The sequence below is a fragment of the Serratia grimesii genome, from assembly GCF_900186025.1.
Classification (GTDB): domain Bacteria; phylum Pseudomonadota; class Gammaproteobacteria; order Enterobacterales; family Enterobacteriaceae; genus Serratia; species Serratia grimesii.
In genome coordinates, this window is the sequence record NZ_LT883155.1 from 3034772 (window position 1) to 3061065 (window position 26294).

General features: G+C 54.7%; 22 protein-coding genes. 10 read left to right on the plus strand and 12 right to left on the minus strand.

The genetic code is table 11. From position 1 onward, the window contains the following. Positions 1–629: 629 nt before the first annotated feature. From astE to SGBXF1_RS14365, 5 genes are read right to left on the minus strand one after another with little or no spacing between them, the layout of a single operon-like run. Positions 630–1613, minus strand: a complete 984-nt coding sequence (astE, locus tag SGBXF1_RS14345) for a succinylglutamate desuccinylase (protein WP_186427038.1) — start codon at positions 1611–1613, stop codon at positions 630–632. Between the two features lie 11 nt (positions 1614–1624). Continuing rightward, positions 1625–2965 carry an N-succinylarginine dihydrolase gene (gene astB, locus SGBXF1_RS14350; protein ID WP_037419960.1) on the minus strand — a complete coding sequence of 447 codons (1341 nt, stop codon included), beginning with the start codon at positions 2963–2965 and terminating at the stop codon, positions 1625–1627. A 54-nt stretch (positions 2966–3019) separates the two neighbouring features. Then, positions 3020–4492 carry a succinylglutamate-semialdehyde dehydrogenase gene (gene astD, locus SGBXF1_RS14355; protein ID WP_037419964.1) on the minus strand — a complete coding sequence of 491 codons (1473 nt, stop codon included), beginning with the start codon at positions 4490–4492 and terminating at the stop codon, positions 3020–3022. Then, on the minus strand, positions 4492–5526 hold the full coding sequence (gene astA / locus SGBXF1_RS14360; RefSeq protein WP_037419966.1) for an arginine N-succinyltransferase: 1035 nt from the start codon (positions 5524–5526) through the stop codon (positions 4492–4494). The genes astD and astA overlap by 1 nt, the downstream gene beginning before the upstream one ends. 52 nt (positions 5527–5578) lie before the next feature. Then, complete coding sequence (locus SGBXF1_RS14365) at positions 5579–6793, minus strand: aspartate aminotransferase family protein (RefSeq protein WP_037419968.1); 1215 nt, start codon at positions 6791–6793, stop codon at positions 5579–5581. Between the two features lie 690 nt (positions 6794–7483). On the opposite strand from SGBXF1_RS14365, the gene SGBXF1_RS14370 reads away from it, so the two are divergent. The 6 genes from SGBXF1_RS14370 to SGBXF1_RS14395 all read left to right on the plus strand — a co-directional run bounded on the left by SGBXF1_RS14370 (position 7484) and on the right by SGBXF1_RS14395 (position 14231). Beyond that, positions 7484–8806, plus strand: a complete 1323-nt coding sequence (locus SGBXF1_RS14370) for an ABC transporter substrate-binding protein (protein WP_202819429.1) — start codon at positions 7484–7486, stop codon at positions 8804–8806. 60 nt (positions 8807–8866) lie between these two features. After that, complete coding sequence (locus SGBXF1_RS14375; RefSeq protein ID WP_061806476.1) at positions 8867–9808, plus strand: carbohydrate ABC transporter permease; 942 nt, start codon at positions 8867–8869, stop codon at positions 9806–9808. After that, positions 9798–10631: a carbohydrate ABC transporter permease gene (locus tag SGBXF1_RS14380; protein WP_186427039.1), complete on the plus strand. Its 834-nt coding sequence runs from the start codon at positions 9798–9800 to the stop codon at positions 10629–10631. Before SGBXF1_RS14375 ends, SGBXF1_RS14380 begins: the two co-directional genes overlap by 11 nt. Positions 10632–10634: 3 nt before the next feature. Then, positions 10635–12044, plus strand: a complete 1410-nt coding sequence (locus tag SGBXF1_RS14385) for a leucyl aminopeptidase family protein (protein ID WP_186427040.1) — start codon at positions 10635–10637, stop codon at positions 12042–12044. After that, positions 12044–13177, plus strand: coding sequence for an ABC transporter ATP-binding protein (locus tag SGBXF1_RS14390; RefSeq protein ID WP_186427041.1), 1134 nt, complete (start codon positions 12044–12046; stop codon positions 13175–13177). Before SGBXF1_RS14385 ends, SGBXF1_RS14390 begins: the two co-directional genes overlap by 1 nt. A gap of 61 nt (positions 13178–13238) precedes the next feature. Further along, on the plus strand, positions 13239–14231 hold the full coding sequence (locus SGBXF1_RS14395) for a LacI family DNA-binding transcriptional regulator (RefSeq protein WP_061806480.1): 993 nt from the start codon (positions 13239–13241) through the stop codon (positions 14229–14231). Positions 14232–14239: 8 nt separating this feature from the next. On the opposite strand, the gene SGBXF1_RS14400 is transcribed toward SGBXF1_RS14395, so the two are convergent. Beyond that, on the minus strand, positions 14240–15166 hold the full coding sequence (locus SGBXF1_RS14400; RefSeq protein ID WP_061806481.1) for a glycosylasparaginase: 927 nt from the start codon (positions 15164–15166) through the stop codon (positions 14240–14242). A 243-nt stretch (positions 15167–15409) separates the two neighbouring features. Between SGBXF1_RS14400 and SGBXF1_RS14405 the strand changes: the two genes are divergently transcribed. Continuing rightward, positions 15410–16384, plus strand: a complete 975-nt coding sequence (locus SGBXF1_RS14405; RefSeq protein ID WP_130381069.1) for an alpha/beta hydrolase — start codon at positions 15410–15412, stop codon at positions 16382–16384. Between the two features lies 1 nt (position 16385). Here the strand turns inward: SGBXF1_RS14405 and SGBXF1_RS14410 are convergent, their stop codons facing one another. From SGBXF1_RS14410 to SGBXF1_RS14435, 6 genes are all read right to left on the minus strand, one after another. Then, the gene (locus SGBXF1_RS14410) at positions 16386–17354 is read right to left on the minus strand and encodes an ABC transporter ATP-binding protein (protein ID WP_186427042.1); all 969 of its coding nucleotides are present in this window, start codon (positions 17352–17354) and stop codon (positions 16386–16388) included. Further along, on the minus strand, positions 17344–18330 hold the full coding sequence (locus tag SGBXF1_RS14415) for an ABC transporter ATP-binding protein (RefSeq protein ID WP_186427043.1): 987 nt from the start codon (positions 18328–18330) through the stop codon (positions 17344–17346). The genes SGBXF1_RS14410 and SGBXF1_RS14415 overlap by 11 nt, the downstream gene beginning before the upstream one ends. Continuing rightward, positions 18327–19277: an oligopeptide ABC transporter permease gene (opp4C, locus tag SGBXF1_RS14420; protein ID WP_186427044.1), complete on the minus strand. Its 951-nt coding sequence runs from the start codon at positions 19275–19277 to the stop codon at positions 18327–18329. The genes SGBXF1_RS14415 and opp4C overlap by 4 nt, the downstream gene beginning before the upstream one ends. 2 nt (positions 19278–19279) lie before the next feature. Beyond that, on the minus strand, positions 19280–20236 hold the full coding sequence (locus tag SGBXF1_RS14425) for an ABC transporter permease (protein WP_037419221.1): 957 nt from the start codon (positions 20234–20236) through the stop codon (positions 19280–19282). A 48-nt stretch (positions 20237–20284) separates the two neighbouring features. Continuing rightward, positions 20285–21973 carry an ABC transporter substrate-binding protein gene (locus SGBXF1_RS14430; RefSeq protein WP_130381077.1) on the minus strand — a complete coding sequence of 563 codons (1689 nt, stop codon included), beginning with the start codon at positions 21971–21973 and terminating at the stop codon, positions 20285–20287. Between the two features lie 153 nt (positions 21974–22126). Continuing rightward, positions 22127–23545 (minus strand): aminotransferase-like domain-containing protein, encoded by a 1419-nt coding sequence (locus SGBXF1_RS14435; RefSeq protein WP_037419215.1) that lies wholly within the window; start codon positions 23543–23545, stop codon positions 22127–22129. Between the two features lie 144 nt (positions 23546–23689). On the opposite strand from SGBXF1_RS14435, the gene SGBXF1_RS14440 reads away from it, so the two are divergent. The 3 genes from SGBXF1_RS14440 to SGBXF1_RS14450 are packed head-to-tail and all read left to right on the plus strand — an operon-like array spanning position 23690 to position 26264. After that, the gene (locus SGBXF1_RS14440; protein WP_037419213.1) at positions 23690–25090 is read left to right on the plus strand and encodes a cytochrome ubiquinol oxidase subunit I; all 1401 of its coding nucleotides are present in this window, start codon (positions 23690–23692) and stop codon (positions 25088–25090) included. A gap of 2 nt (positions 25091–25092) precedes the next feature. Then, complete coding sequence (cydB, locus tag SGBXF1_RS14445) at positions 25093–26100, plus strand: cytochrome d ubiquinol oxidase subunit II (protein WP_037419211.1); 1008 nt, start codon at positions 25093–25095, stop codon at positions 26098–26100. A 14-nt stretch (positions 26101–26114) separates the two neighbouring features. Then, complete coding sequence (locus SGBXF1_RS14450; RefSeq protein ID WP_073963403.1) at positions 26115–26264, plus strand: DUF2474 domain-containing protein; 150 nt, start codon at positions 26115–26117, stop codon at positions 26262–26264. Positions 26265–26294: the final 30 nt, after the last annotated feature.

Genomic DNA, 26294 nt, shown 5'->3' on the forward strand with positions numbered 1-26294 from the left:
TTTTAAATCCTGCCCATCACGCCCAATTTATGGTTTGGGCTGTGATCTTTATCATTTAGTGTTTTATGAGCGCCCCTAATAAAGGAGCCATGTGACATTAGCATCATGAATCCAAACTTAAAATAAAAAAGTTCATAAAACACCGTGGATAAAGCATGTTTATTTGTAACTAAGTATTACCATACCGTAAACAAACAAATCATTGATTAGTAATAAAATTTATCACATATCTTATAACCATATTGGTGCAACGCACCTTTTTGGTGCAAATTAGTTTCTTTTTGTATGCTTTCCATTCGATCTACAAATATCATGAAAGTTAGCATGGTTATTAATAACGTTACTTATTTCACATTTTTATCTGAGTAAAGTCATCAGGCGAATTTAGTGCGTCAAATCACGTTTTAATCAAAGCTTTTACTGCATCGAATAATTAATTCCATTCAACGCATCAAAAATGACAGCAGGGAATGATTAAAGAAAAAAATGGCAATAACGAGCAATAGGATATAAAGAGGGATAAATAAGAGGAATTAGCAGCATTATATAGCGCTGTTATTTAATGTTGCAGCTAACATCGCTGCAACATTAAATTGTACAAGTATAAAACGGTATTCGGCACTAACGATTCAATACAGCGTGCTCCGCGGTGCTTCAATTAACACCATACCGGCACGCAGACCTGATGCAACCTTAGGATTAGGGAACAAGATCCACTCACTGGCATGCTGAACCCGGTACTCTTCACCTGGCTGCTCACATAACAGCGTCCCCTGCTTGAGTTCGGTAAAATTGGCAGTATCGTCACTGAGATGCAGCCTAAACGCCTCACTGCGTTTGATAAGCGATCGCTCTACACGGAACACTCTCAGCGCATCGCCAGGACGCTGCGGTAAAGGCTCATTACTCACTGCGGCCTGCAATGCGCGGTTGATAGCGGCAAATTGCTGCAAGTCGTTACTGCCAAACGGCCGTGCCTTGCCCAGTTCCAGCGTACAACTGGCGGCTCCAGCATGTTCACTGGTGAAATGACTGAAGGTGCCGCCCGGCGCACTGTGGATCACCAACGCATCCAGGTCGGCAGCATCCAACAATGCCAGCATATCTGCACTGTAAGGCCGTGTCTGGAAAGGCAGAATACCAAAACGTGGCAACCGAGAATCGCGGATCGCCGTATGCAGGTCATAATGGAATCGTGCCGCTTTCTCTGCGTCGAAAAACGCCGCAATAATTTGCTCAAGTTGCTGTGCCCGCGCGGTTTCGCCACTGTGTTCAAAATCACGATGACGGCCACCAAACATTCGGTTCATATCACTGTGCAAGTAACGCTGACCAGCCCGCATCGCCGCAGGATTGCCCAGCACTACCAGCAACCTAACGGCTAACGGACGGGCTCCAGTGAGCAAATCCTTGACCAACTGATTCAGCAGTTCAATGGGAGCAGTTTCATTACCGTGAATGCCCGCAGAAACAACCACTGCTTGCTGATAATCCTGCCGCGGCGTTATTTCCAGCAGGCCTTCGCCCAGCCAACGCCAACGCAAATTTTCGTTCTCACCCTGTTGCTCAGCGGGGACCTTCCCCGCCAGCGTCAGGGCCAACAAATCAAACATGGTTGCTTCGCCTATTGTTGGAATGGATAAACCGAGCCCAAGCCGAGAATCGACGTCAGGGCATCCAGTGCATCACGCCCTTCACGCAGCAGTTGCGGATCGGCCAAATCATTTTGCGTCAGGCGATCGCGGTAATAACGATCAACCCACTCATTCAACGTAACAAACAGCGTATCGTTCATCATTACACGCGGATTAACCGCCCGTAGCTCTTGCTCATTCAATGCCACGCGTAACCGTAAACAGGCCGGTCCACCGCCGTTACGCATGCTTTCACGCAGATCAAACACCTTGATTTCATCGATCGGCCCGCCACCAGCCACCATCTCACTCAAATAGCCCCACACACCACTGTGTTGACGCGATTCTTCCGGCACCACGATCATCATTTTGCCATTGGGCTTAGTCAGAATCTGGCTGTTAAACAGATAGGTCGCGACCGCATCGGCCACAGAAACCCGTGCTGTCGGCACCTCAATTGCCACCAGCTCGCTGTCCAGCGTCGCCATCTTGCGGCGCACGTCATCCAGGGCCTGCTGCTGCTGATAAAATGCCTGTTGATGATGGAACAACACATTCTGGTTACTGACAGCAATCACATCGTTATGGAACACGCCCTGATCGATCACGGCCGGGTTCTGTTGTACGAATACCGTATGCTGCTCATCCAACTGATGCAGGCGAGCAATTGCCTCACCGGCTTCACGTGTTTGACGTGCCGGATAACGTGTCGGGGCAGTTTCGCCACCAAATTCCTGGCGACCATAAACAAACATTTGCACACTACGTTTACCGTAGTCGCCGCCCAATCGGTTGTGGTTGGCTGCACCTTCATCACCAAACAACGCCACCTGCGGCAAAGCCTCGTGGTGAGCAAAATGACGCGGATCGTTAAAAATCGCCCGCAACACACCGGAGGTCGTTTCAGCCTCAATCGCACGGTGGAATTTATTGTTCAAGTTGGCGGCAGTAAAATGTACCTTGCCGTCAGCACTGTCAGCCGACGGTGACACCGTGGCCGCATTGGCGGTCCACATACAAGACGCCGAGCTTAATGCGGACAACAGACGTGGAGACTGTCGCATCGCCTGTGCCAATACCGCCTCATCGCTGCCGCTGAAGCCTAACTTGCGCAGCATTGGCACATGAGGTCTTTCCTGTGGCGGCAAAACCCCCTGCTGGAAACCGAGATCCGCCAAGGCCTTCATCTTCAGCAGCCCCTGCTTGGCCGCCAGCTTTGGGTTCGACACACTGTTTTGGTGCTGTGTCGACGCTTCATTACCAAATGACAATCCGGCGTAATGATGCGTCAGGCCCACCAGACCATCGAAATTGACTTCATATCCTGACATGTTGTTCTCCTGGGGCCGAGCAGGCTCGACCCTGCACAACAAAGAGCTGAGTGCTTAGTTAAATGAGAGTCCTGGCGACAGACTGGCTGGCAACGTCAAACTTTCGCTTTCCAACGACGCCATTGGCCAGGCGCAGTAATCCGCTGCGTAGTAGGCACTCGGACGGTGGTTACCGGAAGCCCCAACACCGCCGAAGGGTGCTGCACTCGATGCGCCAGTCAATGGTTTATTCCAGTTGACGATACCCGCGCGAGCTTCCAGCAACAGGTGATCAAAACGCTCACGCTGCGGCGATACCAGACCGACCGACAGACCATAGCGCGTCTGATTAGCGATACGCACCGCTTCATCAAAGTCGTTATAACGAATGATGGTGGTCAGTGGGCCAAAGTATTCTTCATCCGGCACGTCTCGCACGCCAGTCACATCAATAATGCCTGGGCTCAGCAACGCACTACCACTTTCTAACCGTTGCATGGTCAACAAGGCTTTTCCGCCCAACGCCAGCAAGTGATGCTGCGCCGCCAGCATTTTTTCTGCCGCTGCCGAGGAGATCACCCCGCCCATAAACGGCTGTGGTTCAGCATCCCAGCGACCAATGCGCAACGCACTCGCCACCTGCACCAAACGCTCGATAAAGGCATCGCCTTCACTGCCACGTTTCACCAGAATACGGCGTGAACAGGTGCAGCGCTGACCGGCAGAAATAAATGCCGACTGAATAGCCAGATTAACCACCGCATCACGATCGTCGATCTGATCGATAATCAGCGCGTTGTTACCGCCCATCTCCAATGCCAGAATCTTTTCAGGCTGCCCCGCCAATTGGCGATGCAGGTGATAACCAGTGCCGGCACTGCCGGTAAACAACAGGCCATCAATGTCTGCGCGGGCGGCCAGAGCTTCACCGGTTTCACGCCCGCCTTGCACCAGGTTGATCACCCCATTGGGCAAACCGGCTTGCTGCCACAGCTTCAACGTTTCTTCAGCGGTCTGCGGCGTCAACTCACTCGGTTTAAACACCACGGTGTTGCCCGCCAACAGAGCCGGGACAATGTGACCATTGGGTAAATGGCCCGGGAAGTTATAAGGCCCAAACACCGCCAACACCCCATGCGGCCGGTGGCGCAGTACTGAAACACCGTCCGCCATCGCCGTCTGGCTAACACCGGTACGGGTCTGATAAGCCTGCAGTGAAATCCCCACTTTACCGATCATTGCCTGGACTTCGGTCAGCGTTTCCCAGCGCGGTTTGCTGGTTTCGCGGCTGATCACCGCAGCCAAATGCTGTTTGTGTTCTTCCAGCAGCGCAGCAAAACGTTTCACTATCTGCTCGCGTTGCTCAAAAGGCGTACGTGCCCAGGTTGGGAACGCCGCACGAGCCGCTTCACAGGCTGCGGCAACATCGCTACCATCGGCAGCGTTTGCTTGCCATAGCGGCTGATTATCGACCGGATCGGTTTTGCTGAATTCAGCACCGTGGCCTTGTTGCCATGTGCCATTAATAAACAGTGCAGGATGTGACATTACGCTTTCTCCTGTGCAATAAGGGGGATAACCCGCACCGGGCTGCCTTGCTCAACACCCAACGCTGCTACTGTGGCCGCATTAAGATGTAGACGATCGTCATACAGATCGGCATTGACCAGCAGTGCGCGGTAATTCTGATAATGATCGTTGGCCACCAGATAGAGCGGCGCATCAGCGCGCATCGGCGTCTCGTCCAGCACCACTTTCACCAGACGGCTTTGTTTGACCGCACGAATCTGATCGATTTCCGCTTCCAGCGTTGGGCCACCGTCGAAGATATCGACATAACCCTGGTAACGCAGGCCTTCCGACTCCAATACCCGGCGCGCCGGTACTGTCTGCGGGTGCACTTCACCAATCACTTTTTGCGCGTCTTCGGCCAGGAAATCGACATACAACGGGTGTTTCGGCATCAGCTCGGCAATAAATGCCTTTTGCCCGGTGCCGCTAAGGTAGTCCGCCTTGGCGAACTCGATAGAAAAGAAGTGGTTCCCGACACTCTCCCAGAAAGGTGAGCGGCCATTTTCATCGGAGAAACCACGCATTTCAGCAATCAGCCGAGCGGAGAAACGCTCACGGAAAGCGGCGATGAACAGGAAACGCACCTTCGAGAGCAATTTACCGTTTTCACCGTGGCGATAGTCCGGATCAAGGAACAACGTACATAATTCGGAATGACCAGTGTGATCATTGCTGAGGAACAGCGTCGGCACCGATTTATACACATTCAGCTGTTTAGACGCATGCACCTGGGTGCCAACGCGGAAGCTGTACCATGGCTCAGTAAGCCCAACGGCCACTTCAATGGCGCAAACCCCAACGGCCTGCTGGCGTTCGCTGTCCTCCAGTACAAACAGATAACACTGCTCACCACGCGGAAGTTCGCCTTGCCAGGTTTTTAACGCCCGCTCAATGCGTGCCGACAAGGTATCTTCATCTTGTGGCAGGGAAGTGAGACCGATGCCGGACTTGCCGGCCAGCGTCAATAAGTCAGCCAAATCGCGACGCTCTATAGGGCGAATAATCATCATAATGCGAACCTCGTCTTAATCAGGCTGCGCCGGTAAGGGCGCAGCCTGTGTATTAGCTGCAAATTCGCGCCACGGCTCGCGCGAATCGCGCCAGCCCCTCTTTCACATCCTGTTCAGGGATGATCAGTGAAGGGGTAAAGCGCACCACATCCGGGCCGGCGATCAGGGCAATCACGCCCTCTTCGTTGGCCAATTGCGTGATCTGTTTCGCCTTGCCGGCATAATCTTTGGTCAACTGGCAACCAATCAGCAGGCCACCGCCACGGATTTCAGAGAAAATCGGGTACTGCTGATTAATCTTGTTCAAACCGTCGAGGAACCACTGGTGGCGCTGTTTAACCCCATCCAGCACTTCTGGCGTATTGATGATAGAGAACACCGCACCTGCCACTGCTGTCGCCAGCGGGTTACCGCCGTAGGTGGTGCCGTGCGTACCGACGCCCAGCGTTTTAGCCAGTTCATCAGTGGTCAGCATCGCGCCGATCGGGAAGCCGCAACCCAGCGCTTTCGCCGTAGTCAGCACGTCAGGTACCACGCCGTATTGCATGTAGGCATACAGGTCACCAGTACGGCCCATGCCGGTTTGCACTTCATCGAAGATCAACACCGCATCATGGCGATCACACAATTCACGCAAGCCCTGCAGGAAAGCAGGATCGGCAGGTAATACACCACCCTCGCCCTGAATCGGCTCAACAATCACCGCACAGGTGTTGTCGTTGATCACGTCTGCCGCCGCCGCCAAATCGTTAAACGGTGTATGGGTGATGCCGCCCGGCAATGGCGCGAAATCTTTTGAATACTTCGGCTGTCCGCCGGCAGAAACTGTAAACAGCGTGCGGCCGTGGAAGGCGTTGTTAAATGCGACAATCTGATTTTTGCTGCTGTTGCCCTGGTCCAGCGCACGTTTGCGTGCCAGTTTCAGTGCCGCTTCGTTGGCTTCCGCCCCGGAGTTACAGAAGAACACCTTGTCGGCAAAGGTGGCGTCAATCAGCTGTTTTGCCAAACGCAGCACCGGCTCATTGGTGTAGCCGTTGCCCAGATGCCACAGTTTGCCCGCCTGCTCCACCAACGCCGCCGTCACCACTGGGTGAGCATGGCCCAACGCGTTGACCGCGATACCACCGGCAAAATCGATGTAAGACTTACCCTGTTGATCCCATACCTGCGATCCTTCTCCCCGCACCAAAATAAAATCAGCGGGGGCGTAAACCGGGACCATCCAGTCATCGAAAGACTGGCGGGTAACTGCGATTGGCTGTTCCATAATGACCTCATAACTTCAGCAAAGACTGAATTTTGACTGTAAGGGCCGTTCCTGCCCGGATGTTCCACAACAAAACAAAAAAACTGCGCCGCTGAATCCACTTTTCGACCGGTGATAACTCTGCCTCTCACCGTCTATTCAGAAACAAATCTGTTACATCAAACGCGTTTTTCGCTATTTATGCCGGGTATCAGGTCCTGGAACGGGGAATAAATGTTAACGAGCAGTTAAAATACATGCCGTTTGATAAAGAGTGTAGAGCAGCTATCGTGCCAAACTGGGATTTTCGGCGAATTTTGCGTTTTTTTACGCTAAAACAACGGGTTACAATGCATACTTATTCAATAAATATGCATTGGTAATGAATAATTGGAAAAATAAGGCGAAAAATCATCGTTGACTGCGAAATCCTATTCAATTACAAAAAACTTCAATAATTCTGATCGCGCTCGCAAAAATAATTTGGCCTGATTTGCGTCCCATCACACTTTTGCCTCACATCAGTGCAGGCAATGCACCTTATGCGTGCAAACCCACGTCAGCTAAGGCTCTGCGCGACAGAATGCGGATCATTATTGGGCGTATGTTTGCGCAACCCCGCGTCAGATCTCATATTTGTTAACTTAGCGAACAAATTGTTGACAGTCTGGGAGCGCGATAATAGGTTAATTTCAATGGAACACGTGTTCCATGATGAAAAAACACACACCACATCGACTGCACAGCATCGGGGTTATCATGGCTCATTTCTGCTTGCGTACTAACCATAGGATCACCGGGACCGCACTGGCCGTGCTGCTGGGCCTGCCCATTTCCGTCAGCGCCAACACCAGCATTACCTTCGCCAACTATTTGCCGAATGATTACATCAATAAGGTGATTAAAGATTTTGAGGCGGCGCATCCGGACATTCAGGTGCAGTCGATCAAATGCGGGTTCGCCGACTGCCACCAAAAACTGACGACCGCTCTGGCCGTTGGTCAAGGTGCCGCCGATATCTTCAGCGTCAGTACCATTAAGCTGGGCAGCTTCGCCAATTCCGGTGGCCTGAACAACCTGAGCGCCCCACCATTCAGCATCGATAGCCAAGGCTGGCAGTTTGATCCTTCAATGGTCAGTCTGGCAAAAGGTAGCGATGGCAACATCTATGGTGTGCCCTACGATACCGGCCCGGTAATCATGATCTACCGTAACGATATGGTGCAAAAGGCGGGGATTAAGATTGAAGACATCACCAAAAGCTGGGACAGCTTTATCGCCTTCGGCGAGAAGCTGAAAAAAGAACAAGGCGCCTATTTGCTGCCTGCCGCTACCAGCCTGATCAACCCGCTGGTAGTGGGCATGAACAGTGAACCGGGCAAGCCGGTATACACCAAAGATGGCAAACCCAATCTCGATTCACCGCAAATCAAACAGCTGATGACGGTAATTAAAACGCTGTATGACAAAGGTCTGGCGGCTTCGCTCGACGGTTCAACCAATTCGCAGGAATACATCAAGCTGTACCGCCAGGGGAAACTGTTCGCGGATATCGACGGGCCGTGGGACGAAGGCCGTATTGAACAGGAATTGGATCCGGACGGTGCCAAAGCCGGCCTGTGGCGTGTCACGGGCGTACCGGGCAACATCAAGGTTAATGCCGGTGGTACCACACTGGTGATCCCGAAACAGAGCAAAAACGCCCAGGCCGCATGGCAGTTCATTCAGTACTTTATGCAACGAGATGTGGTGATTGATGCCGCTAAAACTGCCGGAACCCTGCCAGCCCGCCTTGACGTGTATAACGCGCCCTACTTTGACACACCGAGCAATATTCTCGGCGGGCAGCATTCGATGCGCTACTACGCCAGTCTGGTGCCGGATCTGAAACCGGTCGCCTCATCGCCAGAGGACAATATCGCCAACGAAATTCTTAACGAAGCGGCGAAAAAAATTCTGGTGCAGCATCAGGACATTGACAGCACCTTACGCGATGCCAACAAGCTGCTGGAACGGCGGATGCGCGCTTTGTAATCATCAGATACGGCGGTCAGCCGGCCGCCGACTTTATGTTTCCGTCGGTTCGGGGAGTCTATGCGTAAGCGATTTTTCAAAGGGCTGCTGCACGATCACCGCACCGCCTACCTGCTGCTGCTGCCGTTTATGCTGCTGTTCGCGGTGTTCAACGCGTTCCCGATCTTCTTTTCGGCTTTTCTGTCATTTCAGTCGTGGAACCCGGTCAAGGGCCTCAGTTCGATGAAATTTGTCGGGCTGGATAACTTTTACTACGCCTTCACAGACGATGCCTTCTGGGTGTCACTGGTCAACACCATCAAAATTACGCTGGTGTCCGGCCTGTGCCAGCACCTGTTTGCGATTACCCTGGCTTACTCACTGCTGCATATCATCGTGCGCGGCAGACGCTTTTTGAAGGCGGCGATCTTCCTGCCCTACATCACCTCTTCCGTTGCCGTCAGCCTGATTGTGTTCAACCTGTTTTCTCCGGTCGGCATGGTTAACGAAATGCTCAGCGGGCTGGCGACCAAATTGCACCTCAACGCATTAGCCGCCGCGTTACCCATCAACTTCTTTGACAGCGACTGGATCCGCTTCACCATCGCCAATCAGGTGACCTGGAAGTTTACCGGCATCAATACGGTGATTTACATGACAGGCCTGGCATCAATCTCACCGGACCTGTATGAGGCCATTGAGCTAGACGGCGCAAACCGTTGGCAGAAATTCCGCTATATCGCGCTACCGCTCCTGGCGCCCTTTATCTTCTTCGCCACGCTGATGACGCTGATTGGCAACATGCAATTGTTCAACGAACCGATGATCTTGACTCAGGGTACGGGTGGCGTTGACAACAGCGGCCTCACGGTGTCGATGTACGTGTATAAAACCGGCTGGTCCTATCTGGATATGGGTACCGCTTCGGCGATCTCCTGGATATTGTTCCTGTTGATTGCCGTGGTCAGTGCGCTGGTGTTCTGGGGCTTTGGCAAGCGCGGAGGATTAAAAAATGAACGCTAATGGCCGCCGTTTCGACACCGGAAAACTGGTGATTTACCTGTTGGTATCCTTGTTCGCTTCGTTGTCGCTGTTTCCGTTCTATTGGTCTGCCTTGCTGGCAACGCAGGACACCCGCAGCATCATGGGCATGTCGTTGCGTTTTGGCAGCCACTTGCTGGAAAACTACCGCGGGCTGGAACAACAGGTGCCCTTCACCCACTCGCTACTTAATACCCTGTATGTCACCGCCATGGCGACGTTGACCAGCGTATTGGTTTCCGCTGCTGCGGGTTACGCTTTCAGCGTTTATCAGTTCAAGGGCAAAAAGGTGCTGTTCACCACCCTGATGCTGACCATGATGGTCCCCAGCGTGGTCAACCTGGTGCCCTACTTCTTCGTCATCAAAAGTGTTGGCCTGCTGGATCAGTTTGCCGCCGTTTGGCTGCCTGCCGGGGTGAACATCTTCGGTATCTTCCTGGTACGCCAATACGTCAGCGCCTCATTACCCAGCGAAATCCTCGACAGTGCACGTATGGATGGCCTGAACGAACTGCAGATTTTCCTGCGCATCGGTCTGCCACTGATGCGCCCGGCGCTGCTGACGGTAGCGATCGTGGTGGTGGTCGATACCTGGAACAACTTTATGCTGCCGTTGGTGGCATTACAGTCACCGGATAAACAAATTCTTCAGTTGGTACTGCGTAGCCTGAGCGGTGCCACCGCCACGCCGTGGAACCTGGTAATGACCGGCAGCTTCCTGGCGATCGTGCCGCTGCTGATTGCCTTTATCTTCTCGTCCAAACAAATGATGGAGAGCCTCACGCGTGGGGCGGTCAAAGGGTAACTTATGCAATCAATCGATATTTACAGCGTTAACGGCGCGGCTGCGCAGCAGCAAGTCATCTTGTTTGCTGCCGCAGAAGATCAACTGCCTGCCGCCCTGCAAAATGCCGGCCTGCAACGGGCTTGCATCGGTGTACTTTATCCACTGGGCGAAGGCCGATTTGGGCTCAACATCGGCCCCCTTCTGGCACCTGCCGCGTTGCAGGATGCTGGTGCCGTTATCGCCGCGGGGCAAAAAGACTTTGGGCTGCAACAGTTACGGCTGACGTTAGCCCCAGACCTGACGGCAGACGATGAGACCTGGCGCTGGCTGTTGTTCGGCCTGCGTCTGGGTGCCTACCGCTACCAGCACCACACCAGCGTAACGCTGGCCGATCCAACGCTGCAACTGGGCAGCAAAGATGCAGCTACGCAAGCGTTGTGCGACTGGGCAAACCTGCATGCCGAAGGCGTGATCGCCGGTCGTGAGCTGATGAATAAACCCGCCAATATTCTCTATCCGGAAAGCTTTGTTGACGCAGTCGCGCAACTGCCATTCCGTCATCTACGCCAGGAAGTGTTAGGGGATGAACAAATGGCGGCGTTGGGCTTTGGCGGCCTGCTTGGGGTCGGTCAGGGCAGCGCCCGGGCATCGCAGTTGCTGATCCTCGATCACCATCCGGCCAACGCTCGTCCCACCCTGGCGCTGGTCGGTAAAGGCGTCACCTTCGACAGCGGTGGTATCAGTATCAAAGGTGCGGCACGCATGAGCACCATGAAGTTTGATATGGGCGGAGCTGCCGCAGTGGTGGGCGCAATGCGTATCATCGACGCACTGCAATTGCCGATCCGCGTCATTGGCCTGTGCGGGCTGGTGGAAAACATGCCCTCTTCACGCGCCCAGCGCCCTGGCGACGTTGTGACCATGCACAACGGCAAGTCGGTGGAAATCATTTCGACTGACGCTGAAGGGCGTATGGTGTTGGCGGACGTCATCAGTTATACCCAGCAACGCTTCCAACCGGATTACCTGTTGGATATTGCTACCCTGACCGGTGGTGCAGGCGTAGCGCTAGGCAAGGAATATGCCGCCATGATGGGCAACGACGATGACTTTCTGGCGCAGGTCACCCAAGCGGGCAAGGCTAGCGCAGAGCCGGTATGGCCAATGCCACACGGCGGCTGGTATCGCGGCGTGCTGAAGTCTGAATTTGCCGACTACCGTCACGGCGGAGAGGATCCGCATGGTAGCCCGTGTGTGGCAGCAACCTTTATCAGTGAATTTGTGCAGCCTGGCCAACGCTGGGCACACCTGGACATCGCCGCCATGTCGACGGATATGCCGCACCGTAAGCTGTACGCCAACGGTGCCTCCTCATTCGGTGTGCTCTTGCTGGCACGCCTGAGTTCCCTGCTTGCCCAAACGGAGCGCTGATGGCTTACGTAGAATTGGTTGATATCAACAAACGCTATGACAACGGCTATCAGGCCGCCAGTAACGTCAATTTGCAGGTGGAGAAAGGCGAGTTTGTGGTGCTGCTTGGCCCGTCAGGGTGCGGTAAATCGACCACTCTGCGGATGATAGCGGGGCTGGAAACCCTGTCTTCCGGTGAATTACTGATCGACGGCGAACGCATGAACGAAGTGCTGCCCAAATACCGCGATATCGCCATGGTATTCCAGAGCTATGCGTTGTACCCGCACATGACGGTGTACGAAAACATGGCGTTATCATTGAAAATTAAAGGAATGGCCAAAGCGGAGATCGCCAGCCAGATTGCCACCGTCGCCGAAATGCTGCATCTGACCGAATTTCTGAAGGTTAAACCGGGCCAGCTTTCTGGCGGACAACGCCAGCGTGTGGCATTGGGGCGCGCCATCGTCCGGCGTCCCAAGGTGTTCCTGTTTGATGAACCGCTGTCCAACCTTGACGCCAAACTGCGTAATCGCATGCGCCAAGAGCTATCGGCACTGCACAAGGCGATCGGTGCCACCATTATTTATGTCACTCATGACCAGGTCGAAGCCATGACCATGGCCGATAAAGTGGTGATCATGAATCAGGGCAAAGTACAGCAGATCGGCACACCGCTGGACCTTTATCATCGGCCGGTTAACCGTTTTGTCGCCGAATTTATCGGCTCACCACAGATGAATTTGTTCGATGTACAGGTACAGGTTCAAGGTGCGCAGATTGTGCTGCAAGGTGATTCAGGATTAGTGCTACCACTGGCTACGGCCGATTTCCCGGCACTGACGACCCACGCAGGAGCCTGGCTAACGCTGGGTTGCCGCCCGGAAGCCTGTAGTATCAGCGCACCACAGGTGGAGCCGCACCTGCGCGGTACGCTGGTGTACAGTGAAAATTTGGGGGCAGAAAGCAATCTGTTTGTTCAGGGTGACAATGGCGCACAATACATCGTGAAACAACATGTTCAGCAGCACTATCCACAGGGGTTGCCACTGGCAGTGACGCTGGATACCACCGCCCTACACTTTTTTGACCCGAAGACGGGTGAGCGTCTGGCGCCACACGGGGAAACAGTGTTGCCGACCGGCATTCTGTGAGACCATATCGCCGCTGCACATCCTTACCGCAGCGCCCTGTTTCCCGTTGAGTACTTGTACCATGCCGATTAAAAAAGTCACGTCTCACGATGTCGCCCGCGTTGCCGGCGTTTCACGCACCGTGGTTTCCCGCGCCTTTTCCAATCAAGGGCGGGTCTCGCAAAAAAACCGTGAGCTGGTGATGCGTGTGGCCAGTCAGTTGGGCTATGCACCCGATGCTATTGCCCAAAGCCTGCACACCGGTAAAACCGGCTTTGTCGCCGTCGTGGTTAACCACTTTCATGACCTGTCTGATCTGGAGTTTTTCGATCGTTTGGTGGAGCAGTTGCAAAACAGCAACCGGCAGGCGGTGATGATTCGGCTGGAAGGCATTGAAGATCCTGCCAGCTATCTCAAACAAACCATTTCTTATCATGTCGATTCTGCTGTGGTGTTCGCCGACAACATTAGCGCTCGCACAGCGAAGGATCTGTTCCGTATCGCTACACCGATTATGCTCAATGGGTTAGCCGGTGATGCCCTGTGCGATGCGCTCAACGCCGATGAGGCTCCCAGCCTGCAACAACTGGCAGCGCTAATGGCACAAAAAGGCCAACGACAGGTAGCGGTCCTTGGTGGGCGCAGCAGCGCCAAAGGCGAACAAGTGCGCCAGCAGACCTTTTTAACGCATGCGGCTGCACAGCAATTGCAGATCGTGGCGCAACTCAGCGGCGACTACAGCTATCAGAGTGGTTTCAAACTGGCGCCACAACTGCTGGCGGCACAACCGGCCCCACAGGCTATCTTCTGCACGGCCGATTCGATGGCGATGGGCGTGATGGATTATATTCGTTTACATACACCGCTGCGCATTCCACAGGACGTCGCGGTCTACGGCTTTGACGATATCCCGATGGCCGCCTGGCCGAGCTATCAACTGACTTCGGTGCGGCGGGATATCAGCGCGATGATCGCAGCCATTGTACAGCTGGTTGAATTACGCAGCAGCAGCCCGCAGGCTGCGCCGCAGCAGGTGACCATCCCCACCGAACTGGTGGTACGTGCCTCCTGTTAACTCCGCCCTCAGCGGGTCGTTATAATCTCGGCATGACGCAATTCTGGTGCCGCCATGCCGGTTTGCCACAGCCAGTATTGGATAGGACCAGGACAGTTCAGACTCACCACCTTGTGGTTGCCGTGTTTATCGACGGCATGGATCGTCACCCCTTCGGTATAACCGTCCTTCAGGTAGTTCAGATCTTCGATCGCTTCATATACCGCCTGATCCAGCGTCATCCCCATCTTCATGTACAGCACGACGGCGCGACTGGTGCCACAACGGATGGTCATTTCCCCGGTATGGGTGCAGGCACAAGCGCCGTAACGGCTGTCGGCATAAGAACCGCTACCAATGATTGGGCTATCACCCAACCGCCCTGGGTATTTCCACGCCCAACCAGAGGTCGAAGTAGCAGCGCTAAGTGTTCCACCGCCATCAAGCGCTAAAAATACCGTGGTATCGCGTACTCGCTCGGGATCAGTGGCATTATTCGACAACCCCGCCAGTGGAATATTCGGCCAATCGCGTCGCTGCTCTGCGCTCATCGCCTGTTCCAGCTTCTCCCACCACACGCGTTTGGAATCAGCTATCAGGTTGTCGCCCGCCAACGCCCCTATTTCGGCCGCGAAACGTGCAGCTCCGGCCCCCACCAGAATTTCGTGGTTAAGATCTTCCATTACCCGGTACGCTACCTCCACCGGATGCAGGTAGCCTTGTAATGCTCCCACTGCGCCGGTGCGCAAGCTATCACCGTCCATTACCGAGGCGTCCAATTCCATCTCACCCAAGACATTGGGCCAGCCACCATAACCAACGGTGCGCACGCTTGGATCCAGCTCCACCAGCTTGATGCCATCAACAATGGCGCGCAGGCCGTTGTGCCCCTGTTGCAGCCGTTCGGCCGACAGACCGATGCCCGGATGTCCTTCAGAGTTTGCAATTACAATCATAGGGTTATGTTTCCTGCACGGCGTTGACCGATAAAAGAGATGCACCGGGGCCTCCGGTGATTACCGCCAATGGAACACGTGTTCCATCGATAATTAAAAAGTATCGTTGCCCTGCTGAAAAGTCAAACTCTGGCGGCGAAAAGCGTGGCGCAACACGTCTTTTCACTGCGTGCTGTACGGCCAGCAAACACCAGCCGTTCGACTACACTGTGATCTCGACCGCAAAGCGCTTGAGGAGCCATGATGTCTAAAAAAACTGTAGATCCAACCCAACCGGCAGCACAGCACGATATCCGTACCTTTCTGGACGCGTTGAATGCCGGTGGCGGCAAGCCGATGGAAGAGATGAAACCAAAAGAAGCGCGTAAGGTGTTGGAGGGCGCACAACGCAGTGTCGACGTGCCGCTTCGCGAGGTCGAGATCAGCGAGAAAACTATTCATGTTGAGGGACAGGACATCCTGTTGCACATCGTGCGACCGGCCAAGGTCAAAGAAACGCTGCCGGTATTTATGTTCTTCCACGGTGGCGGATGGGTGCTGGGTGACTTCCCTACCCATGAACGGCTGGTACGGGATTTAGTCTACAGTTCTGGCGCCGTCGCGGTGTTCGTCAACTATACTCCCTCGCCGGAAGCCCATTACCCGACCGCCATCAATCAGGCCTATGCCGCCACCGAATGGGTGGCTGAATACGGCGAGAAAATCAACGTTGATGGCACGCGGTTGGCCGTGGTCGGCAACAGCGTCGGCGGCAATATGGCAGCGGTGGTCAGCTTGATGGCCAAAGAAAAAGGCACTCCGGCGCTGCGCACTCAGATCCTGCTGTGGCCAGTGACGCACGCCAGCTTTGATACCGACTCTTATCACCAGTTTGCCGAAGGCCACTTCCTGACCCGCAATATGATGAAGTGGTTCTGGGACAACTACACCACCGATAAAGCGCAGCGTAAGGAGATTTACGCCTCACCGCTCAACGCTACGCTGGAACAGCTAAAAGGCCTGCCGCCAGCGCTGGTACAGACCGCTGAACTGGATGTTCTGCGTGATGAAGGTGAAGCCTATGCCCGACTGCTGAACGCTGCCGGGGTGGAAGTCACCTCCACCCGTTACAATGGCTTGATCCACGATTATGGCCTGCTGAACCCCATCGCCCATGTCCCAGCAGTGCATTCAGCTATCCATCAGGCCGGGCGAGCACTGAAGCATTATCTGGCCTAAGTCACCCGGCATAATGGCAAGCCACCCGGTGCCCCGGTGCCACCGTACGTAACGCCGGGGCCAATTCCCGGCATTGTGCGGTAGCCAGCGGACAGCGAGTGTGAAAGCGACAACCGTGCGGCGGTTGTGCAGGGTTAGGCAGCTCCCCCTGGACCATCGCCTGCGGCTGCCGTGAAGGATCCAGACTGGGTACCGCCGCTAACAACGCCTGCGTATAAGGGTGCCGAGGCTGGCGAAACAGGCTATCGCGATCGGCGCTCTCAACAATCTGACCAAGATACATCACCGCCACGTCCTGACACAGATGCTCCACCACTCCAAGATCGTGCGAAATAAACAGGAAGGTGACCCCTTGCTGCTCCTGGAGATCAGAAAACAGGTTGATGATCTGCGCCTGGATCGAAACGTCAAGCGCCGAAATCGGCTCGTCGGCGACGATAAACTCCGGCTGCAAGATCAGCGCGCGCGCAATACCGATACGTTGACGCTGACCGCCGGAGAACTCATGCGGAAAACGCCCATACTGTTGCGCCGATAATCCGCAGATCTCCATCGTGTTGATCACGCGGTCACGCAATGCACTTTTATGCACCAACCCATGCTGCAACAAGGCTTCGCCAATCGCATCGCCAATACGCATCCTCGGATTTAGCGAGCTGTAAGGGTCCTGAAACACCAACTGCATCTTCGGGCGCATGGCACGCAACTGGCGAGGGCTGAGTTTATCCAGCGCCTCACCGTTGAATAACACGTCACCGGCAGTTTTGTCATGCAACCCCAGCAACGTGCGACCCACGGTGGTTTTCCCACTCCCTGACTCACCGACCAGGCCGAAAATAGTGCCTTTGCGAATACCAAAGCTGACATCATCCACCGCCCGCAGTTGTCCGGTTGTTTGTCCAAACACCCCTTCACGTAACGGAAAATGCTTCTTCAAACCTCTCACTTCCACCAAAAAATCAGACGGCATGGAAATGCCCTCCCGCGTTGATAAAGCAGGCGGACTGGCGCTGCAAAGTACCGTACAGAGGGGGAATGCCGTCACGGCAACGTGCACTGGCCTGAGTGCAACGATCGGAAAACGCACAGTGATCGGGCAAATTGGCCAGATCCGGCACCTGGCCGGGGATCGAATACAATCTGCGCCGCCGCTGTCCAGCTACCGGTCGTGAAGCCATTAATCCTTGGGTATAGGGATGCTGTGGGTTAGCTAACACCTCACGCGTATCTCCCTGCTCGACAATCCGTCCGGCATACATCACCACCAGTCGATCGGCCATCTGAGCTATCACGCCAAGGTCATGGGTGATCAGCATCATCGCCATGTTATTTTTGCGGGTTTGCTCACGCAACAGCACCAAAATTTGCGCCTGCACGGTGACATCCAACGCCGTGGTCGGCTCATCAGCAATCAACAAGGCTGGCCGACAACTGATAGCCATGGCGATCATAACGCGCTGTAACATGCCGCCAGAAAGCTGGTGCGGATAACTGGTCATCAACTGCTCCGCTCGCGCCAGCCCGACCTCAGTAATCAGTGCCGTCGCCTCGTGCCAGGCCGCCTTCGGCGAAGTGCCACGGTGACGAATCAGCGGTTCCACCAACTGTTCGCCGATCGTCAGTACCGGGTTCAGTGCGCTCATCGGCTCCTGAAATATCATTGCCAGTCGGTTGCCACGCAAATCACTCATCTGTTGCGGACGTAGTTTGAGCAAGTTTTGCCCGTCGAAATGGATTTCACCGCCGTCTATCTGTGCCAGCGGCTGCGGTAACAACCCCATCAGCGCCATAGCAGTAACGCTTTTACCGCAACCGGACTCACCGACGATTCCCAGCGTCTGTCCTGCATGCAATTCAAAGCTCACTTGCTGTACCGCACGAACCCGCCCTTGCTCGCCATTGAAAGCCACCGACAGTTGATTAAATGCCACCAGTGGTCGGCTCATCGTCTCACCCCGTTCATTTTCGGATCGAGTGCGTCCCGTAGGCCGTCACCCAGAATATTAATCGCCACTACGGTGATAAAAATGGCCAGACCTGGCGGCATCCATAGCCAGGGGCGACGCTGAAAATCAATCAGGCTGTTGGCAGCATCCATCATATTGCCCCATGACGGCGTCGGCGGCACCACACCCAGCCCCAGATAACTGAGCGCTGACTCACTGAGAATGGCATTGGCGACACCCATGGTCGCCACCACGACCAAAATAGGAATGGTATTCGGCAACAGATGACCGAACAAACGTCGGCGTGTGGACAGACCCAAAACCTCTGTCGCCAACATAAAATCGCGTTCGCGCAGCGACAGGATCTGGCCGCGCACCAGCCGCGCCAATGAGGGCCAGCCCAGCAGGCTGAGCATGATCATCACCATGTAGATACGGTAGTCCGGCGAGACGTCCAGCTCGGACAGCATCGCGCCCATAATGATCAGCAGTGGCAGGCTGGGGATGGTCATCAGCAGATCGGCAAAGCGCATAATCAACTTGTCCACCATGCCGCCCAGATAGCCTGACAGCGCCCCTAGCAAGTAGCCAAGTGTGACGGACAGCAGCATGGATACCAGACCGATGGTCAGCGAGATACGGCCCGCCAACAACAGGCGAGTATAAATATCACGACCGAGAAAATCGGTGCCTAGCCAGTGTTCGGCATTAGGCGCATGGTTGATGTTTAGCGCATCGCCGGCATCGTCTTGCCAGGGCGACAGCATCGGCCCGAAAATGCACAGCACCGCCAGTATCAACAGCAACAGCAGCGAGGCCATCGCCAAGCGGTGGCGCCGCAGCCGTTGCCAGGCCTGTGCTGCCGGTGGCGGCGACACTTGCGCCAGTGCGGGGAGTTGCGCCTGCCGCCAGCGGCGACGGCGTCCAAAAAACAGCGTTGCCAACATGTTCACCTCAAACGAATTCGCGGATCGGCATAGGCGTACAGAATGTCCGCCAGCAGATTGCCCAAAATGGTCAGCACCGCCAGAAACAGCGTAAACCCCATCAGCACCGGGTAGTCGCGCGCAGCCAGTGAATCAATATGAATGTGCCCCGCCCCGGGCCAGTTGAAGATTTTTTCAGTGATCAACGCACCGGAAAACAGCGCCGGTAATTCAAAACCCAGCAGCGTGATGATGGGCAACAACGCATTACGCAGCGCGTGTTTGACGATCACCGTTTTTTCCTTCAGACCTTTGGCCCGGGCGGTACGGATATAGTCCATGCGGATCACATCCAGCATGCTGGCGCGGAAATAACGCGTCAGGGTACCCGCTTGTAACATCACCAACGCCAGTACTGGCAGCAACAAATGCGCCGCCACTTCCACCACCCAGGCCAATCCGGTCGCCTCACTGCCGGTGCGCAGCATACCGCCCGCCGGTAGCCAGTGCAGATCGACGGCAAACCATTTGATTAACAACAAGCAAAGGAAAAAGGTCGGGAATGACATCGCGCCGAACACCGCAACCGTGACCAGATGATCAAACAGCGAATAGGGCTTCATCGCTGAGGCCACACCGACCGCCAACGCAATGCCCCAGTAGAGAACCAGTGCCACTGACGCCAGCAGGAACGAATTCCAGATATACTGATTCAGCAAGGTACTGACCGGGATTTGGTACTGCAACGAAAAGCCGAGATCGCCTTGTAGCAGACGTCCGAGCCAATGCAGATAGCGGGTAAACAGCGGTTGATCCAACCCATACAGTGCCCGCAGTTCAGCGGCGCGCTCCGCGGTCAGATTGATATTGCCATCAATAAAGTCGCCGGGCGTCAGCGCGAAGATGAAGAAAATCAACAGCGACGCCAGTAACATCATTGGAATGGTTTGCAGTAAACGGCGCAGGATAAAGTTTCTCATGGTGTTTTCCATCGCCGCCGCACAACATCGCGCGGCGGCGCATTGCCGTTACTGAGCCAGTTTGACGTCCGGTAAACTGCCAGTCAGACCGTTGTAGACATCCGGCTTAAAACCGGTGACGCGGGCACTGCTGGCACTGAGGACTTTACGGTTCCCCAGCAGGATCACCGGTGGATCCTCAGCCAATACCTGATACAGCTTATGGTACAAAGGCTTGCGCTGTTCAATATCCAACGTGGCGTTAGCCTGGCTAATCAGCTGATCCACCTGCGGGTTTTTATAACCGGTTTCACTCATCTGACTGATGAAGTCACGCACTCCGTCATGCGGGTCATTCAACCCACTGGTGCTCAGCGATGCCAGGTCGTAATTGCCCGCCTTGCGTTGCGCCAACAATGCATTGAAATCCAGTACCTGCGGCTTTAATAACACCCCGATCTGCCGATAGTTGTCTTTAGCAATGGGCACTAGCGCATCGTTAATCAACTTTTTGGTCACCAACAGTGTCAGTTCCAGCTTTTTGCCGTCTTTCTGACGAATACCGTCTGCACCGGGTATCCAGCCGGCCTGATCCAGCAGATGTTTCGCTTTGTTGGCATCGTAAGCGTAGGGATTGATGCCCTGCGGATCATAGGCCCATGAAACGGGAGAAATAGGCTGATTAGCCACCGAGCCATAACCTTGGTACACCACCGTAATCAGTTTCTGACGGTCCAGGCCGTAGATCAGCGCCTGACGTACGCGTGCGTCCTGTAACGCCGGGCGCTTCACGTTAAAATCCACCCGACTGTAGTCGCTTGAGCTGTACAAGTTGATGTTGGCAAAGCCCAAGAGTTTCAGCTGTTCAATATCATCGGGCTTTGAGGTGAAGGCGTCGTAGTCGGTTTCGCCGGTTTGGAACAACTGGAAGTTGGTGGCCGGGTTGGTAACGCGGTAAATAAAGCGCGCCACCGCTGGCTGACCGAGATAGAAATTAGGGTTGGCGTGGAAGCGAATCTCCTGCCCGGGAATGTATTTGTCGTAAATATAAGGGCCGTTGCCCAATGGCTTGCCATTCAATGCGCGAACGCTTTCCAACTTACCGCGCTGATAGTCCTTGCCGTAATACGTTTTCGACAATACCGGCCCGCCGATCAGTTGCAGCGTGGTGGCACCCGGCTGGGTGGTGGTGATCTGAATCGTCCGATCGTCGATCACCTTCAATCCGCTGATGCCAGGCGCAGTGCCGTTTTTGTATTCCGCGCCGCCTTGAATATGCGCCGGGGTAATGTCGGTTTCACCGTCATAGGCCGGGTCATGCAACAGCGTCAACGTAAAGGCGATGTCTTCTGCTGTTATGGGTGAACCGTCACTGTAAACCAGGTTGGGGCGCAGTTTGATAGTATAAACCCGGTTATCCGGGCTGACCTGCCAGGATTGAGCTAACCGCGCTACCGGTTTACCTTCACTGTCCAGGCCAATTAGCCGGGTGAAAATCACGTCGGTGACGTTCTCATCCCAACCGTTGGTGAACAGATAAGGGTTAAAATTACCCTGTGGCTCGAGGATACCTGCCACCACGGTGTCTTTACGCAACTTGGCAGCGTTCGGTACCAGGCTGGCATCGCTGGCCGGCGTGATCCCTTCCGCCAGCGTTTCCGCCTGTGCACTGCCTGAAAGACTTATCGCAGTAACCAACGCCAACGGCACCAAACGTTTTTGCAACAGCCTGTTTATCTTATTTTTTATTCTGCTCACCACTGCCCCTTGTCTACCCGTTGATAAAATGTGACAAAATTTATCGCAGAGTAATGGGCGGCCGGAGGACTGTCTAACAACGAAACCGGCATTCCATTGCCGGAAAAAGCATTATGAATTTTTCTATTGCGAAACTCGGCTGGCCTGTGTTGCTCAGTCTGCCGGTTCAAGCTGCCGGATAAGTTTGGCTAAGGTTTTGATCGCCGCTTCGTGCTTGTCGTTCCAGTCAAAAGAGGCATTCAAACGGAAGCAATGGTTGAAATGGTTGCCGGTAGTGAACATTCTGCCCGGCGCAATACTCACCCCGAGTGCCAGCGCTCGCTGATACAGCTCCATCGACGACAACGCCGGATCCAGCTCCAGCCACAGGAAATACCCCCCATCGGGTTGGCTGACTTTTACTGTGGGTGGGAAATGATGTGCGATAGCCTGGCGCATCATACTTTGGCGCTGTGCCAACAACCGTCGCAAGCGCCGCAGATGCGTATCGTAGCCGCCGTGCAGCAAATAATCGGCGAGCGCCAACTGTGTAGGGACGCTGGTCGATACGGTGCTCATCAACTGCAACCGTTGGATTTGCTGCGCATAGCGCCCCGCTGCCACCCAACCCACACGAAAGCCCGGAGCCAGGCATTTGGAGAACGAAGAGCAGTGTAAGATCTGTCCACCACTGTCCAACGCCTTGGCCGGTTGCGGACGTTCGGCGCTAAAATACAGCTCGCCGTAGACATCATCCTCGATCAACGAAATCTGACGCTCACGCAGTAAGCTCACCAACCGCTGCTTATTATCGTCTGGCATGCTGGCACCCAATGGGTTCTGGAAGTGGGTCATCAGCCAACAGGCCTTGATCGGATACTGCTCCAATGCCTGCTCCAGCGCGTCCAAATCGATACCGTCCTGCGGGTGCGTAGCGATCGCCACTGCTTTCAGCCGCAGTCGCTCCAACGCCTGTAATGCGCCATAAAAAGCCGGCGATTCGATCGCCACGTAATCCCCCGGTTGAGTCACTGCCTGAAGACTCAAACTCAATGACTCCATCGCCCCGGCGGTAATCACAATTTCGTCCGGTGCCACCTGCATGCCACTCAGAGCATAGCGTTGGGCAATATGGCGCCGTAACGCATCATTACCGGGCGGTAAGTTAGCCAGTGAACTGTGTGGCGTAAGTTTGCGCGCAACGCTGCTCAACGCCCGCGCCAGTTTGGGTTGAGCAAACAAGGTGGCGTCAGGAAACGCCGAACCGAAAGGGACAATAGCCGGATCTTTGCATGCCTGTAACACATCAAAAATGAACGTATTGATGTCCACCTGCTCGCTCAGCAGCATTTTTTCGCCACGTACCGGCTGTGGCAACGGTTGCGGACGCGCCGCTACGTAATAGCCAGACTGCGGCCGCGCGACGATCCAACCCTGACTCTCCAACAGTTGATAGGACTGCACCACCGTCATCAGACTCAATCCTGCACGTTTACCGCTCTCACGCAGTGATGGCAGTTTATCCCCCGCCCGCCATACCCGGTTCTGGATCTGTTCGCGAATCTGTTGTGCAAGCTGCTCGTATCTGGTCATAGGCCCTAACTGTTATATAAAAAAGTGAAATAACTGTCACTATTATAGTCACTGTACTCCGTGATTAACTTGGCGCCAAGCTTTCCACAGAAAAATTACCGCTATACTGAAGAGGCCATTTTATGTTCAACCCAAGGAGGCGCCATGCTGGGTCTTGATGCACTGGAACTTGCCAGAATACAGTTCGCCTTCACCGTTTCTTTCCATATTATTTTCCCGGCGATTACCATCGGCCTGGCCAGTTATCTGGCCGTGCTGGAAGGTTTATGGCTGAAAACACGCAATGAAACCTACCGCGATCTGTACCATTTCTGGTCAAAAATTTTCGCCGTTAACTTCGGCATGGGCGTGGTTTCCGGCCTGGTTATGGCCTATCAATTTGGCACCAACTGGAGTTTCTTCTCCGAGTTTGCCGGCAGTATCACAGGACCGTTGCTGACGTATGAAGTGCTGACCGCCTTCTTCCTGGAAGCAGGTTTCCTGGGTGTCATGCTGTTTGGTTGGAACCGCGTCGGTCCCGGCCTGCACTTTTTCGCTACCTGCATGGTCGCGCTGGGCACACTGATTTCCACCTTCTGGATCCTGGCGTCCAATAGCTGGATGCAGACGCCTCAGGGACACGAGATCATCAACGGTCAGGTAGTGCCGGTCGACTGGCTGAAAGTAATTTTCAACCCGTCATTCCCGTATCGACTGTTGCACATGTCAACCGCCGCCTTCCTGTCTTCGGCGTTCTTCGTGAGTGCCTCTGCCGCCTGGCATTTACTGCGCGGTCGCGACACGCCTGCCATGCGTAAAATGCTGTCGATGGCGATGTGGATGGCACTGATTGTCGCACCAATACAGGCGATGATCGGCGATGCCCACGGCCTGAATACACTAAAATACCAGCCGGCAAAAATTGCCGCCATCGAAGGGCACTGGGAAAACCCGCCGGGGGAAGCTACACCACTGATCTTGTTCGGTTGGCCAGATATGCAGCGTGAAGAAACCCGTTTCAAGCTGGAAGTCCCCTACCTCGGCAGCTTAATCCTGACCCACAGCCTGACCGAACAGGTACCGGCATTGAAATCCTTCCCACCGGAAGACCGTCCGAACTCCACAGTGGTGTTCTGGTCGTTCCGCATTATGGTGGCGTTGGGTATGTTGATGATCCTCGCCGGGGTCTGGAGCCTATGGCTACGCTGGCGTGGCGGGTTATATCAATCCCGACCCTTCCTCTATTTCATTCTTTGGATGGGGCCTTCCGGATTGCTGGCGCTGCTGGCGGGCTGGTTCACCACCGAGATTGGACGTCAACCGTGGGTCGTTTATGGCCTGCTGCGTACCAAGGATGCCGTTTCTGCACACGGCGACCTGCACATGAGCATCAGCTTATTGGCGTTTATCATCGTTTATTGCTCGGTATTCGGCGTGGGTTACTCCTACATGATGCGGTTGATTCGCAAAGGGCCGCAGCAGCATGAAGTGCACGAAGATGACACCGAAGGCCGACCGGCACGTCCGCTGTCTGCGGTGAAAGAAACTCTGGATGACAGGAGCTGAGCATGGGCATTGATCTTCCGCTGATTTGGTTTGTGATCATCGTGTTCAGCACCATGATGTACGTGGTAATGGACGGCTTTGATTTAGGTATCGGCATCCTGTTCCCCTGGGTTAAGGACAGCGGTGACCGTGATGTGATGATGAACACCGTCGCCCCCGTCTGGGACGGCAATGAAACCTGGCTGGTACTGGGTGGTGCGGCGCTGTTCGGCGCCTTCCCATTGGCTTACGCGGTAATTCTCGACGCGCTGGCCATTCCGCTGACCCTGATGTTGTTTGGCCTGATCTTCCGCGGCGTAGCTTTTGAGTTCCGCTTTAAGGCCACGGCAGAAAAACGCCACATTTGGGACAAGGCGTTTATCTGGGGCTCTATCTTCGCCACTTTCAGCCAAGGGGTCGTGGTGGGCGCCATCATCAACGGTTTCCCGGTCAATGGCCGCACCTATGCCGGTGGCGCCCTCGACTGGCTGACGCCGTTCGCGCTGTTTTGCGGATTGGGGCTGGTGGTGACCTATGCGTTACTCGGCTGCACCTGGCTGGTGATGAAAACTGCCGGCGACTTGCAGGCACGCATGTATCGGTTAGCAACACCGCTGCTGGTGATCCTGCTGCTGGTGTTGGCAGTCGTCAGTATCTGGACGCCGATTGCTCACCCGGAAATCGCCACCCGGTGGTTCACGTTACCTAATCTGTTTGTGCTGCTGCCCGTGCCTATATTAGTACTGCTCAGCGCCTGGGGCATCCAGCATGGTGTGAAAAATGCTGCGCATTACTCGCCGTTCTTGCTCACTCTGCTGCTGGTATTTCTGGGCTTGAGTGGTCTGGGCATCAGCATTTGGCCGCTGTTGATTCCACCGTCCATCACCCTGTGGCAAGCTGCGGCACCGCCGCAAAGCCTGGGTTTCATGCTGGTGGGCGCGCTGTTTATCATTCCAATTATTTTGGTTTATACCTTCTGGAGCTACTACGTGTTCCGCGGCAAGGTCAGCCATGAACATGGTTATCACTGATGAGGGAAGAAACTATGCAGGATAAAACCTCACCCGCACCGGCGCCCTGGTGGAAACGCATCGGCTGGCTGGTCGTGATCTGGAGTGCCAGCGTACTGGGGCTGTTTGCAGTCGCTTCGATGTTCCGCCTGTTGATGAATGCAGCGGGCATGAGATCGCATTAACCCAGGTGTTGTCTGGCAAGCGTGGGCGGT

Excerpts from the sequence above, each read along its gene's own strand:
- astE (WP_186427038.1), bottom strand. The coding sequence starts at position 1,613 with ATGTTTGATTTGTTGGCCCTGACGCTGGCGGGGAAGGTCCCCGCTGAG.
- astB (WP_037419960.1), bottom strand. The coding sequence starts at position 2,965 with ATGTCAGGATATGAAGTCAATTTCGATGGTCTGGTGGGCCTGACGCAT.
- astD (WP_037419964.1), bottom strand. The coding sequence starts at position 4,492 with ATGTCACATCCTGCACTGTTTATTAATGGCACATGGCAACAAGGCCAC.
- astA (WP_037419966.1), bottom strand. The coding sequence starts at position 5,526 with ATGATGATTATTCGCCCTATAGAGCGTCGCGATTTGGCTGACTTATTG.
- SGBXF1_RS14365 (WP_037419968.1), bottom strand. The coding sequence starts at position 6,793 with ATGGAACAGCCAATCGCAGTTACCCGCCAGTCTTTCGATGACTGGATG.
- SGBXF1_RS14370 (WP_202819429.1), top strand. The coding sequence starts at position 7,484 with ATGATGAAAAAACACACACCACATCGACTGCACAGCATCGGGGTTATC.
- SGBXF1_RS14375 (WP_061806476.1), top strand. The coding sequence starts at position 8,867 with ATGCGTAAGCGATTTTTCAAAGGGCTGCTGCACGATCACCGCACCGCC.
- SGBXF1_RS14380 (WP_186427039.1), top strand. The coding sequence starts at position 9,798 with ATGAACGCTAATGGCCGCCGTTTCGACACCGGAAAACTGGTGATTTAC.
- SGBXF1_RS14385 (WP_186427040.1), top strand. The coding sequence starts at position 10,635 with ATGCAATCAATCGATATTTACAGCGTTAACGGCGCGGCTGCGCAGCAG.
- SGBXF1_RS14390 (WP_186427041.1), top strand. The coding sequence starts at position 12,044 with ATGGCTTACGTAGAATTGGTTGATATCAACAAACGCTATGACAACGGC.
- SGBXF1_RS14395 (WP_061806480.1), top strand. The coding sequence starts at position 13,239 with ATGCCGATTAAAAAAGTCACGTCTCACGATGTCGCCCGCGTTGCCGGC.
- SGBXF1_RS14400 (WP_061806481.1), bottom strand. The coding sequence starts at position 15,166 with ATGATTGTAATTGCAAACTCTGAAGGACATCCGGGCATCGGTCTGTCG.
- SGBXF1_RS14405 (WP_130381069.1), top strand. The coding sequence starts at position 15,410 with ATGTCTAAAAAAACTGTAGATCCAACCCAACCGGCAGCACAGCACGAT.
- SGBXF1_RS14410 (WP_186427042.1), bottom strand. The coding sequence starts at position 17,354 with ATGCCGTCTGATTTTTTGGTGGAAGTGAGAGGTTTGAAGAAGCATTTT.
- SGBXF1_RS14415 (WP_186427043.1), bottom strand. The coding sequence starts at position 18,330 with ATGAGCCGACCACTGGTGGCATTTAATCAACTGTCGGTGGCTTTCAAT.
- opp4C (WP_186427044.1), bottom strand. The coding sequence starts at position 19,277 with ATGTTGGCAACGCTGTTTTTTGGACGCCGTCGCCGCTGGCGGCAGGCG.
- SGBXF1_RS14425 (WP_037419221.1), bottom strand. The coding sequence starts at position 20,236 with ATGAGAAACTTTATCCTGCGCCGTTTACTGCAAACCATTCCAATGATG.
- SGBXF1_RS14435 (WP_037419215.1), bottom strand. The coding sequence starts at position 23,545 with ATGACCAGATACGAGCAGCTTGCACAACAGATTCGCGAACAGATCCAG.
- SGBXF1_RS14440 (WP_037419213.1), top strand. The coding sequence starts at position 23,690 with ATGCTGGGTCTTGATGCACTGGAACTTGCCAGAATACAGTTCGCCTTC.
- cydB (WP_037419211.1), top strand. The coding sequence starts at position 25,093 with ATGGGCATTGATCTTCCGCTGATTTGGTTTGTGATCATCGTGTTCAGC.
- SGBXF1_RS14450 (WP_073963403.1), top strand. The coding sequence starts at position 26,115 with ATGCAGGATAAAACCTCACCCGCACCGGCGCCCTGGTGGAAACGCATC.